16 protein-coding genes are annotated in these 15,579 nt (G+C 34.4%); 14 read left to right on the top strand and 2 right to left on the bottom strand.

Annotated features, from left to right (window positions below):
- Positions 1-2: 2 nt before the first annotated feature.
- Positions 3-755, bottom strand: coding sequence for a (S)-benzoin forming benzil reductase (locus BAMA_RS13815; protein ID WP_034639964.1), 753 nt, complete (start codon positions 753-755; stop codon positions 3-5).
- Between the two features lie 262 nt (positions 756-1,017).
- On the opposite strand from BAMA_RS13815, the gene BAMA_RS13810 reads away from it, so the two are divergent.
- The 14 genes from BAMA_RS13810 to BAMA_RS13745 all read left to right on the top strand — a co-directional run bounded on the left by BAMA_RS13810 (position 1,018) and on the right by BAMA_RS13745 (position 14,200).
- A complete protein-coding gene (locus BAMA_RS13810) occupies positions 1,018-1,983 on the top strand; it encodes an SDR family NAD(P)-dependent oxidoreductase (protein ID WP_034639962.1) in 966 nt (321 codons plus the stop codon).
- Positions 1,984-2,299: 316 nt separating this feature from the next.
- On the top strand, positions 2,300-2,917 hold the full coding sequence (locus BAMA_RS13805) for an acetate uptake transporter (protein WP_034639959.1): 618 nt from the start codon (positions 2,300-2,302) through the stop codon (positions 2,915-2,917).
- A gap of 219 nt (positions 2,918-3,136) precedes the next feature.
- Positions 3,137-3,787 carry a 2OG-Fe(II) oxygenase gene (locus tag BAMA_RS13800; RefSeq protein ID WP_034639957.1) on the top strand — a complete coding sequence of 217 codons (651 nt, stop codon included), beginning with the start codon at positions 3,137-3,139 and terminating at the stop codon, positions 3,785-3,787.
- 500 nt (positions 3,788-4,287) lie between these two features.
- Positions 4,288-4,737 carry a flavodoxin gene (locus BAMA_RS13795; protein WP_034639956.1) on the top strand — a complete coding sequence of 150 codons (450 nt, stop codon included), beginning with the start codon at positions 4,288-4,290 and terminating at the stop codon, positions 4,735-4,737.
- Between the two features lie 10 nt (positions 4,738-4,747).
- On the top strand, positions 4,748-5,647 hold the full coding sequence (locus BAMA_RS13790; protein ID WP_034639954.1) for a WD40/YVTN/BNR-like repeat-containing protein: 900 nt from the start codon (positions 4,748-4,750) through the stop codon (positions 5,645-5,647).
- 300 nt (positions 5,648-5,947) lie between these two features.
- The gene (locus tag BAMA_RS13785; RefSeq protein WP_034639953.1) at positions 5,948-6,505 is read left to right on the top strand and encodes an AarF/UbiB family protein; all 558 of its coding nucleotides are present in this window, start codon (positions 5,948-5,950) and stop codon (positions 6,503-6,505) included.
- A 93-nt stretch (positions 6,506-6,598) separates the two neighbouring features.
- Positions 6,599-7,255: a PIG-L deacetylase family protein gene (locus BAMA_RS13780; RefSeq protein WP_034639951.1), complete on the top strand. Its 657-nt coding sequence runs from the start codon at positions 6,599-6,601 to the stop codon at positions 7,253-7,255.
- Positions 7,252-8,574: a glycosyltransferase family 4 protein gene (locus tag BAMA_RS13775; RefSeq protein WP_034639950.1), complete on the top strand. Its 1,323-nt coding sequence runs from the start codon at positions 7,252-7,254 to the stop codon at positions 8,572-8,574. The genes BAMA_RS13780 and BAMA_RS13775 overlap by 4 nt, the downstream gene beginning before the upstream one ends.
- Entirely contained in the window at positions 8,564-9,739 is a 1,176-nt protein-coding gene (locus BAMA_RS13770; RefSeq protein WP_034639949.1) for a carboxylate--amine ligase, read from the top strand. Before BAMA_RS13775 ends, BAMA_RS13770 begins: the two co-directional genes overlap by 11 nt.
- A gap of 5 nt (positions 9,740-9,744) precedes the next feature.
- Positions 9,745-10,806: a phosphotransferase gene (locus BAMA_RS13765; protein ID WP_034639946.1), complete on the top strand. Its 1,062-nt coding sequence runs from the start codon at positions 9,745-9,747 to the stop codon at positions 10,804-10,806.
- 120 nt (positions 10,807-10,926) lie between these two features.
- A complete protein-coding gene (locus BAMA_RS13760) occupies positions 10,927-12,219 on the top strand; it encodes a glycosyltransferase family 4 protein (protein WP_051758954.1) in 1,293 nt (430 codons plus the stop codon).
- 622 nt (positions 12,220-12,841) lie between these two features.
- A complete protein-coding gene (locus BAMA_RS13755) occupies positions 12,842-13,264 on the top strand; it encodes a hypothetical protein (protein ID WP_034639945.1) in 423 nt (140 codons plus the stop codon).
- 11 nt (positions 13,265-13,275) lie between these two features.
- Positions 13,276-13,617, top strand: coding sequence for a hypothetical protein (locus tag BAMA_RS13750; RefSeq protein WP_034639944.1), 342 nt, complete (start codon positions 13,276-13,278; stop codon positions 13,615-13,617).
- Between the two features lie 253 nt (positions 13,618-13,870).
- Complete coding sequence (locus BAMA_RS13745) at positions 13,871-14,200, top strand: HIT domain-containing protein (protein ID WP_034639942.1); 330 nt, start codon at positions 13,871-13,873, stop codon at positions 14,198-14,200.
- A 54-nt stretch (positions 14,201-14,254) separates the two neighbouring features.
- Here the strand turns inward: BAMA_RS13745 and BAMA_RS13740 are convergent, their stop codons facing one another.
- Positions 14,255-15,364 (bottom strand): ABC transporter ATP-binding protein, encoded by a 1,110-nt coding sequence (locus tag BAMA_RS13740; protein ID WP_034639940.1) that lies wholly within the window; start codon positions 15,362-15,364, stop codon positions 14,255-14,257.
- Between the last annotated feature and the right edge of the window lie 215 nt (positions 15,365-15,579).

Raw genomic sequence — 15,579 nt, 5'->3', positions numbered from 1 at the left:
TTTTATTTCGCTTGAATACGAATGACACCCCCTTGCTCAAAATGGTCTGTCTCTAGTAAATGAATGATGGATTCTGCGACATATTGAGGTGATAGTAACTGATTTTCGTCTTTTAAAGCAATAAAACGATCTAGTTGGATGAAATCTTCTCGTGGTGTTTGGCGGATTTGGGTTTGCATATCTGTATCTATCACACCAGGAGCAAATGAAATGATTTGTACGGGGTGTTCTTTTTCAGCTTCCTCTATACTGATACACTTTGTTAACATATTTAATCCTGCTTTTGTGGTGCAATACGCCCCCCAGCCAAAGTATGGATTTTGTCCTGCCCCGGATGAAATATTAATGACACGTTTGTCTACTTTCAAGTCCTTCGTATGCTTCATGAAAGAAGAGGTGAGTAGCATTGGAGCCAGTAAATTTACATTTACATTTGCAATTAAATCTGCACCTTCTGATTTTTCAATTGGTTTTGTTGGTGCTAACATACCAGCGTTATTAATAAGATGGATAGAAGAGATTTCTTGCTTGTTGACATGTGAAAAGATTTCCCCCATAAGTGATTCAATGTTATGTACCTTCTCTAAATCAAATGGATAGAAAAGAAGCGGAATGTTTAAGTTTTGAGCTTGCTGAGCTAACATTTCGTTATCTTTCCGAGAAATGCAAATTAATCTTGTGCCTTCTTGTAGTAGTTGCAAAGCAATGGCTTCACCTAATCCTCTTGAAGCACCTGTTAGTATGACGTAACGCATTTTTACATCTCCTTTTATTTACTATTTATTTTCATGGAAAGTTGTTATGTCTATCATAGTATGGAATGAACGATTATGAAACATTTGTTACTGCTTTGCGCTATATAATGAATGTTTCATAATTTTAACAACAAATAAATATAATGACATTGTGTATCTTTTTGCTCGGCTATTTTGGTAATATGTGCGATTAAATATACGTTTCTTTATATGGTATAGAAAAAATTTTACTTGTGACGTGAAGAGATAAGGGGGAATATAAATGAAAGAAAGGATTTTAGTAACAGGAGGAGCAGGTTTTATCGGTTCACATATATGTGAAAGATATGTGAAAGAGGGGCATGAAGTAATTATTGTAGATAATCTGTCTTCCGGGAAGCATAAGAACATTGAAAACCTTCTAAAACAAGAAGGTGTTTATTTTTATACAGTAGATATTACAAATAAAAAAGAACTGAGGAATATTTTCAAGCAGCATCGTCCGACAGTGGTGAATCATCACGCAGCTCAAAAATCCGTCCCATACTCAGTTGAAAATCCGATGTATGATCTTGAGATAAATATCATTGGATTATTACATTTGATTACGTTAGTTCAAAAGTTTCCGATTCGAAATTTTATTTATGCATCATCTGGCGGGGCACTTTCAAAAGAAATAGTAGGAAACGAAAAGTCAAAGGAATCAGACTCACCGCAATTAGTTTCTCCATATGCAATTACAAAATTCGCTGGGGAGCAGTATATTAAAATGTACAGTGAATTATATGGATTTAACTTTTCCATACTTCGTTATGCAAACGTATATGGGCCAAGGCAAATTGCAGATGGAGAAAGTGGAGTTGTTCCGATTTTTGTAAATAACATTTTGGCGCAAAAGGAATCCATTTTAATGACATATCCTGATATGCCAACAGGCTGTACGAGAGATTATGTATATGTGTCTGATATTGTAGAAGCAAATTTTTTATGCTTACAAAAAAAGGTAAATGATGTAATCAATTTAGGATCGGGTAAAGAAGAGGCAATACTGGACATTTATCATATTATTAAAGAGGTATTTCATTCTAATTTAGCTATTCGTATAAAGGGACCGAGACCAGGCGATATAAAACGTTCTGTGTTATCTAATAAAAAGGCTAAAAGGGTACTTGGGTGGGAACCACATGTTGGTTTGAGAATGGGAATAGAATCAGTAAAAAATGATTTATCCCGCATTAACGGGCTGTAAGACTCCCACCTCAAAACTTAGAGGATTCAGAGAAGTTTAGGTGGGAGATAAACAGCCCGTAAAAGCCCGATTGGTTCAACTAACACTCAGTGGGGAAATTCCCCCACTGAGTGAAGTTTCATTTTATGTCCATAAATATAGAAGGAAGTATTTTAAAGTAATATTAGATGGGAAAAATTCTTGTAAATATTAATAGAAATAAAGAAAAAAGATAAGAACTGCACACAAAATAATATTATATCATAAAAACTATTGACAGTATCTCCTGATTTGAGTATTGTATTCAAGTATGTGTTTTAAAATCAGGAGGTTTTTTATGAGCAATCAAACTACGCATCATGTGAAAATGACAACAGCTGATCCATCTGGAATTGGTTTATTTGGATTAGCAATGGTAACACTTGTTGCATCATCTCAAAAGTTAGGTTTAACTGATGGTGTTTCATTCCTATTACCATGGGCAATCTTTTTAGGAGGATTTGCACAATTATTTGCTTGCATTCACGATGCAAAGCATAACAATACATTTGGAACAACAGCATTTGGTGCATACGCACTATTTTGGTTTGGTGTTGGTACGTCATGGTTAATTCAACTAGGTGTATTTGGTGAAGAATTAGCGAAAAATGTAGATCCACATCAATTAGGTGTTGCATACATTGGGTATTTAATCTTTACGATTTTTATGACAATTGGTGCAATGGAGACACACAAAGTATTATTTATGATTTTTGTACTTATTGACTTCTTATTTATTGGTCTCTCATTAAGCACGTTAGGTATTATGCCGCATGCAATGCACAATTTAGCAGCGTACTCTGAATTATTGATTGCACTGTTATCTTTCTATGGTTCAGCTGCTGCTGTATTAAATACACACTTTGGTCAAGTGGTATTACCGGTTGGTAAGCCATTTGGTATCTTTAAGAAATAGTAATGATAAAAAAGCGCGAATGACAGCATTGTTTATTCGTGCTTTTTTATGTATTATGGCTGACATAACATTTTGTCAGAAATAAAGATTAATAAAGTGTTCTTCTGTTTTTAATTTTCTTGACAAACGTAATAATAAATCTATAATTATCTTGATTAAATAATTTTATGTTTAAAAATAAAAAAATTCAGAACATAAAAACAAAGGGGTTATCGAAAGATGACAAGAGAAGATAAAACAGAAAAAGAACAAACAATTTTTAACCATACAGGGAATAAAATAAAAACAGAAGATAGAGAAATTGATATTATTGCTAGATTTGAGGAACCGCTTATCATTGTGTTAAATAATGTCTTAAGTGATGAAGAATGTGACGAGTTAATCAATTTATCTAAGGATAAAATGAAGCGATCAAAAATCGGTGGCTCAAGGGAAGTAAGTGAAATACGTACAAGTAGTAGTGTGTTTTTAGAGGGAAATGAGAATGATTTAGTTACTAAGATTGAAAAAAGAATTTCTTCTATTATGAATATTCCGATTGAATATGGAGAAGGAATTCAAATTTTAAATTATGAAATTGGGCAAGAATATAAGGCTCACTTTGATTTCTTCTCATCATCCAGTAGAGCTGCAAGTAACAATAGAATTAGTACCCTTGTCATGTATTTAAATGATGTAGAAGAAGGAGGAGAAACATTTTTCCCGAAACTAAATGTATCAGTATTACCGAAAAAAGGAACAGCAGTTTATTTTGAATACTTCTACAGCAATCAAGAATTAAACGAACTTACTTTGCACGGAGGGGCACCTGTTACAAAAGGGGAAAAGTGGATTGCGACCCAATGGATGAGAAGGCAAAAGGTAAGATAATGAAGTAAAACTCAAATCAGTAGGGAGTCTCCATCCCCCGCTGATTATTAGTTGAACTAATCGAGTTTTTACAAGCTGTACCTCAAAGCTTTTTCGCATTCTCTCAAGTTTTGAGGTGCAGCCCGCAAATAGCGGTATAAAGGCTTGAATAGCTTTCATATGAGTGAAAAAGGCATTTGATTTCTATAGGGAAATCAAATGCCTTTTTATATGTATTTTGAGGTATAGGAAATGGAGCGTACTCTTATATACAATTATATGATTTATCCTGCCATTTGCGAGCTGAAAGGCATCAACTCCAAAACATGATAGAAGGAAGTTAGCTCTGACTCCTAAGCACTCATCTTTACTTTTCATACAAAAGTTTGATTTTCATAAAGAAACGAATAATTCAATTATATTTTGAAGAAAAAATAACGTACCTTCAAAAATATAATTGAAATTGATTATCAATATTATTATAATGAGAATGATAATCAATAATGATGAGGGGGATGGTTATGGCTAAAATTTTAATTGCGTATGCAAGTATGTCGGGAAATACAGAGAGTATTGTAGATTTAGTGAAAGCTAGTTTAGAAGTATTTGATCATGAAATTGAAGTGAAAGAAATAGAAAATATGGAAGTAGATGAGTTGCTGGATTACGATGGGATTTTACTAGGCTCTTATACGTGGGGAGAGGGAGAGCTTCCTTTTGAAGCAGAAGATTTTCATGATGAATTAGAAAATGTAGATTTATCTGGGAAAAAAGCAGCTGTTTTTGGTTCAGGGGATACAGCATATGAACTATTTTGTGAAGCGGTACCTATTTTAGAGAAACGCCTAACAGAATGCGGAGCGGAACTTGTTGTAGAAGGGTTAAAAATAGAGTTAGCACCAGAAGAAGATGAAGATATTGAAAGGTGTAGTAATTTTGCTATCGCCTTTGCAGAAAAGCTCTCAGAATAGAGGTATTTTAGTGGAAAAATTGCTCAGTGCAACTGCCGTAACAAGACTAGAGGATGGGAAAATCATTTTAGCAACTACACAAAATGGTTTGTTTATGCAAGAAGATAATAAGTGGCGGCCAATTTTTATAGGATTTCAAAAAAGAATTCGTGATTTACATAGTAATGGAAACATGATATATGGTGTAGGGGATGAGGGCATTTTTATTTGTAGTATGGATGGGGGAAGAGATTGGGAAGTGAAGCGATTTCCGACGAAGGCATCGAGCTGGAGTGTATGCAGTAATGAAGATGGTGTAGTAATTGCACACGGTGATAAAACATTGTACATATCAAAAAATTTTGGTTCTACATGGGAAACAATTTATCCATTTCACATGTACGGTGAAAAGGCACCGTCTATTCGCTCACTGTTTTTACACGAACATATATTATTTATTGGAACGAAAATTCATCCAATCTATGGAGGGATATGGGCCTTTAATCTTGTAAGTGGAGAAATAAAGAGAATTAGAATAGAACAAAATCATATGATTTCTTCTATGATAATATGCCATTCCTATTTAGTAGCAGCGAGTGGTTCTTGCCGAGGAAACAAAGGCAGGATTGTGTTTTCTGAAATAGATGCGATTTTACAAAATAGAATGTTACATTGGCAAATTTGTCATAATGATTGTAATGAAAACAGCTATTTAGATTTAAGTGTCGACCACGATGTGTTATATACAACTTCTACTCAAAATGAAGTAGGGAGGAGTACGGTTTGTCGTATTTTTCTTGAAAACAGCAATGTAAAAGTATGTGGCTCTATACAAGGTCATGGGTGGAGAATTGTGAATCAAAATGAAGATTACATTGTCGCTGGTTCTGGCGAATCGAAGGTGATGCGTTTTAAACAGAAAATTGGATAAGTTAGTAGAACCACTTCCTTATGAGGGAAGTGGCTTTTTTGTTTTATCATGCTATTTGCGGGCTGTAAGACTCCCACCTCAAAACTTAGAGGATTCAGAGAAGTTTAGGTGGGAAATAAACAGCCCGTAAAAGCCCGATTGGTCGGGCTGACGATCAGGGGGGATGGAGAAAACCCCGCTGATTGAAGTTTCACTTTATCATGCATAAAAATAGATATTCGTTCCAGTTGCATATGTAAGGGGCAAATCATAGACTGTGAGGGACTAGTCTTTACAAATTCTTTACAAAGGAGAAATAAAATGAAAAAATTCTTTACAAAACAAAAAATAAGTCGAAGTGATTTACGAGAGTATAAGCTGATCGGGGATGGAAAAGATGGGGAGATATACCAATTAACAGATGAAGTGTGTGTGAAATTCTTCTTTCTCGAAGAAACGCAAGAACGGGAATTAGAAGCTTTGCTAGCTGGACAATCATCATCAGTTATTCCGCATGTTTATGAGTATGGCCATAATTATATCGTAATGGAGTTTATACAAGGCATTTCACTAGCCCGCCATTTAAAGCGAGAGGGGGATATTGATGAAGAGTTAACTGTAAAAATCGTAATGATGCTAGAGGAGCTAAGAAGAATTGGATTTAAGAGGCTTGATACGGAAGTGAGGCACATTTTAATAAATGAAGAAGGTCAATTAAAAGTAATTGATCATAAAAGAGCGTTTACTTCATATAATGAGGCTCCTACTAAGCTGTTAACAGGGTTTAAAAAATTTGGATTGGCTCATGTGTTTTTGAAACATGTCCGAAAAACAAAGCCAGATATTTATAGAAGATGGGCAGGGAAGCGTGCGAGATAATTGTCTCTATAAATATAGGAAGGTATCCGCAAATGACAGTTTCTTTTTATAGGAAAAAGCATACATTAATGAGTACAAGGGGTGAAAGTCATAATGGAAGAGAGTATTTTAGTTATCGGTGCTCATCCTGATGATGAGCTATTAGGGGCTGGAGGGACTTTGAGGAGATTAGTAGAAGATGGATATCGCGTCATTTCCGTCATTACTGCGCTAGGACGTAAAGAAGAAGCTCATCATATACAACAACTGAGTGAACGTGCAAACAAGGTTATTGGTATTGATGAAGTGATTTTCTTAAAGCATACGAACTTAGAGTTAGAGTTACTTCCACTTCACAAGTTAACGAAAGAAATTGAACAATTAATACAAACATATAATCCGAGTAAAATTTTTACTCACCATTACGGAGATGTCAATAAAGATCATCTTGTTACATTTGAAGCGGTATTAACTGCAACCCGTCCACTTCCAAATCGTAAACCAATTGAACTAATTACGTTTGAAACTGTTTCTTCAAGTGAGTGGAATGTTCAAACGAATGAAAAAACATTTAAGCCTAATTATTTTGTAAATGTTACAAATCAAATGGATGTAAAAATTGAAGCGTTAAAACATTATGATGTTGAAATGAGGGACTTTCCTCATCCTCGTTCTTATGAAGGAGTTCGTTATTTAGGAAGTGTGAGAGGGATGACAATTGGTGTGCAATATGCTGAAGCATTCGAATTGATAAGGAGGATATGGCAATGAAGGAAGCAAGTGGATTTCCGTATCCATATATCGTAAAAGCAATGGATGAGCACTATAGTGTCCAAGTGCCAGTGAAAAAGAAGAAAAAAGTAAAACGTGAAATTTACACAAAAAAAAAGATGAAGGCAGTGCCAAAGAAAAAACTATCTATATTAATTGCAACATTTTGGGATTATCCTCATACAGGTGGGTTATCGAATTATATTAAAACACTTAGAGAAGGGTTAGAAAAGTTAGGACACCATGTTGATGTTGTTTCGCCTAATCAGTTCCCGATAGATGAAGTGAATACAGTACGTGACGAAATTATTCCAACATTAAGATCATTTTTTTATGAGCGCTATGGAAGTTGTAATAGTAAAATTTTAAAGAATCATAGACATGTATATGTTTATGAAAGAATGCTTATTAAATATATGGACTTAAAAAAATACGATATATTCCATGCACAAGATTTATTTACAGCAAATATACTAGGGAGAATTAATGAATATTATGAAAAACCTTTATTTTTCACAAACCACGGAATGTTTACGCTCAACCGAGTGAAGTTTGGTATGATTCAACAAGGATCTGTTGAAGAGGTTTATTATAAAGCGCTAGAAAGAAAAGCAATTGAATTTTCCGACCATCTCATTATTTTAAATAATTTATTCCGTCAGCCACTCATGCAGTTAGGAGCGGAGCAGAAGGATATGACGACCGTATTAACGGGTATCGATTACTCACATACGGATCAAGTGAAAAGTAAAACGGCAAAAGAGCTTGTCATTACATGTGTGGCAAGATTAGGGCCGAGAAAAGGACATAACGTATTATTTAACGCTCTTGCACAATTACCAAAATCGTGCACCGATAATATAAAAGTACTTATTGTTGGCGATGGTGAAATGAGAGCTACGCTCGAACAGCAAGTGAAGTCGTTAAAACTTTCTATGGTTGAATTTTTAGGAACGCGGGATGATATACCAAATATTTTAAATCAAACAGATGTTTTTGTATTACCGACTTTAAATGATACTTTACCAATCTCTATTATTGAGGCAATGCATAGTGGAAGTTGTGTCATTTCAACAACAGCAGGTGGTATACCAGAACTTGTCACTCATGCCAAAACAGGGTTTCTCGTTGAACCGGGAGATGTTAATCAGCTGTCTCAAGCGTTAAAGGCGGTGATTATAAATAAAGAGGCGAGAGAAAAGCTCGCGCAAAATGCAAAAAAGTTTGCAAAGGAACATTTAACGAGAGATGCAATGATTGGGCAAATTGAAAGTATTTACTGGAAGTATGTAAGAGGGGGGGGATCGTATGGATCATAAACATGCAGCGGTTGTCCTCGATTTAAGTGCTAACGGAATTGGAATTATTAGAAGTCTAGCGAGAAAAGGAATTAATGTGTATGCATTTGATACGGAGAAACCTTATAAAATCGGAAAATCACGCCTTGCTACATGTGGAATATGCCCAAGCCCTTTAACAGAAGAGAATAAGCTGCTAACATTTTTAACTGAACTGGGGAAAGAGTTTGATAAAAAACCAGTCCTTTGTACAGGGGCTGATGATTATGTTGTCTTTATTTCAAAATACAGAGAACAATTATCCAAATACTATTTATTTCTGTTTCCCGATCATGATCTTATTGATGAAATATTAGATAAGCATAAAGTATATGAACTAGCAATGAGGCATAACATTCCGTGTCCAGAAACATATATACTTGAGGATGAAGAGCAAATAGAAAGAGCTGTGCAAAAACTAACATTTCCTTGTATATTAAAGCCTACTTTAGGTCATGAGTTCCGAAAAAAAATAAATAAAAAAGCAATTGTAATAAAAGATGAGGCACAGCTAAGAGAGGAATATCACTTATATAGACAGCATGGGAAGCTAATTTTACAAGAAATTATTCCGGGTGATAACACTTGTTTTTATAAAGTTGCAACGCTTTATGGTGACAATATGGAACTTTTAGCATTATTTTCTTTACAAAAGAATCACCAGTTTCCAGCTGAATATGGAACAGGTGCTCACATTGTAAGTAAGCAAGTGCCAGAATTAGTAGAGATGTGTTTACCATTTTTTGAGAACTTGAATTTAAAAGGTATAGGGATGATAGAATTCAAAAAAGACCCGCGAGATGGAGTTTATAAGTTTATTGAAATTAATCCTCGTTTTTGGTTAACACATAGCTTGACGGAACAAGCGGGTATTGATTTTGCATATATGTACTATTTATATTTGACAAATCAAAGTCCAGTACCACGTTTAAAACAAATAGATGGAGTGAAATGGATTTATCTCGTGCGTTATTATTTAACATTCCGTGATAAGAATAAGAAAGGCGAAATGACATGGCGTGACTTTCGTAAAGGGCTTCGTGGTAAAAAAGAGTTTGCGCTGTTAGCGTGGGATGATCCAATGCCATTTATTAGAAGTACATGGTCTCATCTGAAAAATGCGTGGAAACAAAAACGAAAGGAGTGAATAGAGTGTATGAAATAGGTGAGTTGGCTCATTATTTTGAAAAATGGGGGTTGACTAAGAAGTTATCTCGTGCGATTGGTGAGAAGATAGTTGTTGATATTTCAAAAACAGTATGTTTAAAAACGACGAGAAGAATGAGTGTATACAAAGTGTTTTTTACAAAACAAGGAATGGAGCATCAAATTATTTTAAAAATATACGATGCTGCTAACATAAGAAGTGAAATTGAAATTAATATATATGATAGTGCATATCATGTAATGAAAGAATTCCTACCTCGTATATACCACATTGAGAGAAAAGGTGAAGAAACGTGGGTTTTTATGGAGTTTGTGAGACAAATCCGCGGTCAAACTACCTTTACCCCTGCTCACTTTGACTACATTATCCCTACTCTTGCAAAACTTCATGCACATACGTACGAATCAAATATTATGAAATACAAAGGTGCTTGGGGACCATGGCTTCCTGTTTATGAATCAAGTAAGATGAAAAAGGAACGAATTAAGTATATTGGAAGAACGGTAGAATTTTTAGATAATGCACTGGAAACAGAAGGATTAGAACATATTGTAAAACCATATTATAAGTCATTACTAAAGATATACGACAAAGGACCAGACTTTTTTCCAGAACTTTTAGCAAATGGTTCAGCTGTCACACACGGAGATCTTCATTTGCAAAATATATGTAGTAACAACATACAGAATGGCGAAGCGTGGAACATTCAGTTTATTGATTGGGAATCCGCGAAATATGCTCCTGTTTGGTTTGATATGATCGTATTAGTGGAAATACTACTGGCGTTCAGAAAAGATTGGCAAAGCCGAGGTGAAGAAATTCGGACGCATTGTGCAAATCTATATGCGAAGGAAATGGAGAAGTATGGTATACATTTTAAAACGGATCCAGTAGTTCTTTATAAAATGGCTTATCTACAAAGAACACTTGAGAAAGGACTCCATACGCAGCTTAGAAGAATTTTTGATTATCGCGGTGGGGAATTATTACCATATCATCTTGAGAAAGTAACAACTTGGGGAGAAGAATTTGGTTTGTTGAAATAGGATGGAGCACGATAAATATTTTTAAAGGGAGGGGCATCTAGATTTGTAACAAATGGATGCTCTTCTCTTTTTTTGTTTACTTATAGAAACTATTTGTACAGCAAGGAGGTACTTATATAGATGGGGAAAACACAAAAGGATGATAGTCCCATTCATCCCAACCTACTAAAGGTTATGGATGAATATTATAAAGTAGAAAATAAACAAAAAGTAGAGACATTTCAAAGTTTTTATGTGAACAAGAATGATAGAAATAAGAAGAAAAGACTAAGAATATTATATGTAACTTTTTTGAAATATCCGAATCATGGTGGATTGTCTAATTATATTACATCCTTAAAAACAGGATTAGAACATGTTGGTCATGATGTAGATGTCATTTCGCCATTACAAATGACATCTGTTCATTTTGAAAAGTATATTCCCGAAGTTGCTGCAAAAGTAAAAGATTTTTTATTAAGGCGGTATGGAATAGCAAATGAAAAGATTATAAAGAATATTAGTTTTTTAAATGTGTTTTACTCTTTTTTAAAAGAAAAACAGCTGGCAGAGTATGATGTGTTTCATGGGCAAGACTTGTTCGCGATTTTTTTATTAGGACAATTAAATAGGGTATATAAAAAGTCATTATTCTTTACGCCACACGGGCATTTTACGGAGAGTCGTATGAAATTTGGAAAGATAGAGAGAGGATCAATTGAAGAAATTTATTTTCGGGAGATTGAGAAACAAGGGATAAAAGCGGCAAATAAAATTATTACAATTAGTCATTCTTTTCATCGTATATTAAGAAAATATGGTGCGAAGAAAGAGCAACTTGTTACTGTTCATACAGGTATACATTTCCCGAATCATACTATTCGTAAACAAATAGAAAACGATAAAATAATTATCTCCTGCATCGCTCGGCTTGCACCAAGAAAAGGACATATATTTCTTCTTCAAGCACTTGCGAAATTAAAACCGTTTTTTCAAAATATAGATGTATGGATTGTCGGTGACGGGTCGATGAGAGAAAAGCTCGAAAAAGAAGTGCGACAATTAAAGTTAGATAATGTTTCTTTTTTCGGCAGAAAAAAGAATGTTGCAGAGATTCTTGCGCAATCCTCTATTTATGTATTACCAACGATTAATGATAACTTTCCGCTCTCCATTATTGAAGCAATGCTTGCTGGGCAAGCTATTGTTACGACAAATTGCGGTGGAATTCCGGAGATGATATGTCACGGAAAAACAGGATTAATTTGTGAACCGGGAAATGTTGAGGAGCTTACTGATGCCCTTACGTTGCTGCTAACTAAAAATGAGCTTCGTAAACAATTGGGCCATAATGCACAGCAGTATGCGGAAGAATACTTAGTGCAAAAGGTCATGGTTTCGAGGATAGAAGATATATATCAAGAGTTTGTGTGAAAAAGATTCTAGTACATAGCTGGAGTCTTTTTTGTAATGAATTATCTTTCTGGCAACTATATGTTGTACAGTTTCTAGAAATCTAATTGATTACGAATTTATCCCGCATTAACGGGCTGTAAGGCTCCCACCTCAAAATTTGAGAGAAGCAAAGAAGTTTAGGTGGGAGATAAACAGCTCGTAAAAGCCCGATTGGTAGGGCTAACACCCAGTGGGGGATGAAGAAAACCCCCACTGAGTGAAGTTTCACTTTATTGTGATTTATTTGCAAAAATATATAAAATTAATTATACTAAAATGGATATATTTACCTAGCTTTGTTCGAGTTTTAAAGGGTATCATTTATATCTTAAAAATGAAAAATGTAATTTGACATTATTACTTTGTCATGGAATTTTATTGAAAATAGTCGGACTATATTTGAGAATAATTTGAAATTGCTCTGTAAAAAGATTAATAGGGGATTCTTAATGTTAACTTGAACTTTTAAAGAAAATAGAAGAATGAAAGTAATTGTCAAAGTTATTTAGTCGGATTAGTCGAATGAGTGATAAAGACCTACATTCGAACAAATTGTAAATATAAAGGGATTTATTGATAAAATGATATTTAGGAGGAGTTTATGATGATCGTAGGAAAAGGGGCAGTTCGTGAAATTTGTAATGATATTGATAAGGTAGTGCGTGAAATTGATCAGATTACACAATCTAAGATTGATAGAACGTCAGATAAAATTGATGCAGAATTAAATTCTTGTGGACGTGAGTTAAAAAGTGCTCAAAGTACACTTACTCAAATTCAACCACTAGTAGATCGATTAGTGCAACAAATTGGTGTGAATGCACCGGACCATGTGCAAGTTTTAATTGGTTCAATTACAACGGAGATTATGTCTAAAGTAAATAGTTCCATTGATAACTTACAAGAGGTACAAAAAAATATTAAAGACGTAGATGCTCTTACAAATGAGATTGATGAGCTAACGGATGAAATCGATGAATTAACAAATAAAATTGATGAAATTACTGATAAATATCAAAAATAGGGGGGATTACAATGTCCTACACGCCAAAACCAACACCAAATTATATGTCTTCAGATTGGGGAACATCTAATGCAAAAACAACAGCTCTTAAAATTGATCATGTAGCTGATAAGGCTAAGTTTGCAGTTCAAATGTTAGAATCTGCACTAAAAGGGTTCGATACAATTGAAAAAGAAATTATTGATGCATCTGAGTCTACAACTCCACCAACACGAGAGTCAATTCGTGCCTTTGCATATCGAATTGATACATGTCAAAATCAGTTACAAGATGGTTTAACTCAATTAAAGCAGATGATGGAAGATATTGATAAAACAACAGATACAATTCAACAATCTAAAACATCTTGGTAATAAAAATGATCCCAGTGTATACTGGGATTATTTTTATCTCATCAAATCTCAATAGGCGGAAGATGAATCTTCCTACTAAGTGAAGTTTCACTTTATCCCGCATTAACGGGCTGTAAGACTCCCACCTCAAAACTTGAGAAAAAGTAAAGAAGTTTAGGTGAGAGATTAACAGCCCGTAAAAGCCCGAATTCATTTACAAGTTAGTATTTACTTTGTAAGCAATTAAAATCAAATAACTGTTATGGGGGCTTTTATGACGGAAGACTTTTATTGCGATGAAGTATTAAGCGGGAAAACGAAAGTAAATAAAGTATTAGAGACCGATCATGTATTAGCTTATTATCATACAAAACCTTTTTATCCAGTCCATATTGTTGCGATACCTAAAAAACACATTCCTTCTTTAATTGCATTAGAAGAAAGTGATACTGAATTATTAATTGAGTTACTGGGAGTTATTAAAAAGGTTGCAGCTATCGTTACTGAAGAGCATGGAGCTTGTAGAGTTATTACGAATTTAGGAGACTACCAGGATTCAAAACATCTTCATTGGCATATTGTTTCTGGATCTCCGGTGAAATAAATTATAAAATACCCTTTAAAAGATTCCGGTATATACCAGAATCTTTTAAGGGTGCTATATGGAAATAGGCTGAATACGCTGCTCTGTATCTATATTAAAAAAGTGAGCTTTATTTAAATCAAACGATAAAGAAAGTGTATCATTTGCCTTTACTTCAGTACGGGCATGAATACGAGCAATAAATGATTGATTTGCTAGTTTACTATGGATGATAGATTCGGCTCCTAATAGCTCAGCCACATCAACAGTAGTGGTAATTGTAGATTCAGGGAATGCTTCGATAGCAATTAATTCATCATGAATATCTTCAGGACGAATACCTAAAATGAATGTTTTTCCATTATACCCTTGTGCGTGTAATTGTTTAACATGACCTTCGGGAACTTGTAAACGAATGTGATCGATATGAAAATATGTATCGTGCAAAGTACCAGTAAAGAAATTCATGGCTGGAGATCCAATAAATCCGCCAACAAAAACATTTGCAGGTGTATCGTATACTTCTTTTGGCGTACCAATTTGTTGAATGAATCCATCTTTCATCACGACAAGCCTTGTTGCCATTGTCATAGCTTCTGTTTGATCATGTGTTACGTAAATGGTTGTTGTACCTAGGCGGCGATGAAGCTTGGAGATTTCTGCTCGCATACTAACACGTAATTTAGCATCTAAGTTTGATAATGGCTCGTCCATTAAAAATACTTTTGCATCACGCACGATAGCTCTGCCTAAAGCGACTCGCTGGCGTTGTCCACCAGATAATGCTTTTGGTTTTCGTTTTAAGTAATCTTCAAGACCTAAAATTTTTGCGGCTTCTATAACACGCCTATTAATTTCCTCTTTTGCTAGCTTACGAAGTTTTAAGCCAAATGCCATATTATCATAAACAGACATATGAGGGTATAAAGCATAGTTTTGAAAAACCATAGCAATATCACGATCTTTCGGGGCAACATTGTTCATAAGCTTTCCATCAATGTAAAAGGAACCTTCAGAAATGTCTTCTAGACCAGCAATCATCCGTAACGTAGTAGATTTGCCACATCCAGAAGGACCTACAAATACAATAAATTCTTTATCTTGAATATGTAACTGGAAGTTAGAAACAGCGGTTGCTTTGTTATCATAAACTTTAGAAATAGAGTCCAATAATAGTTCAGCCAACGTAATCAACTCCTGTTTTATAGTGTTAAAAAGAAATTTTTATGAGTAATCTTAGAAGAAGAGGTGTTTCTGAGTTAATTAATTTAAAAATTCAGAAAAATATTGAAAAAGAGAGGCTAGAAATGATATACTTCAGCCAACTGGTAATGATGACATCATATCATTATCAATTTTACAACGAGATGGAGAAATATATCAAATATTATTTTTGATGG

Source organism: Bacillus manliponensis (assembly GCF_000712595.1).
Classification (GTDB): Bacteria; Bacillota; Bacilli; order Bacillales; family Bacillaceae_G; genus Bacillus_A; species Bacillus_A manliponensis.
Note: the sequence above shows the minus strand (reverse complement) of the source record. Positions and strands in the feature narration are given on the sequence as shown.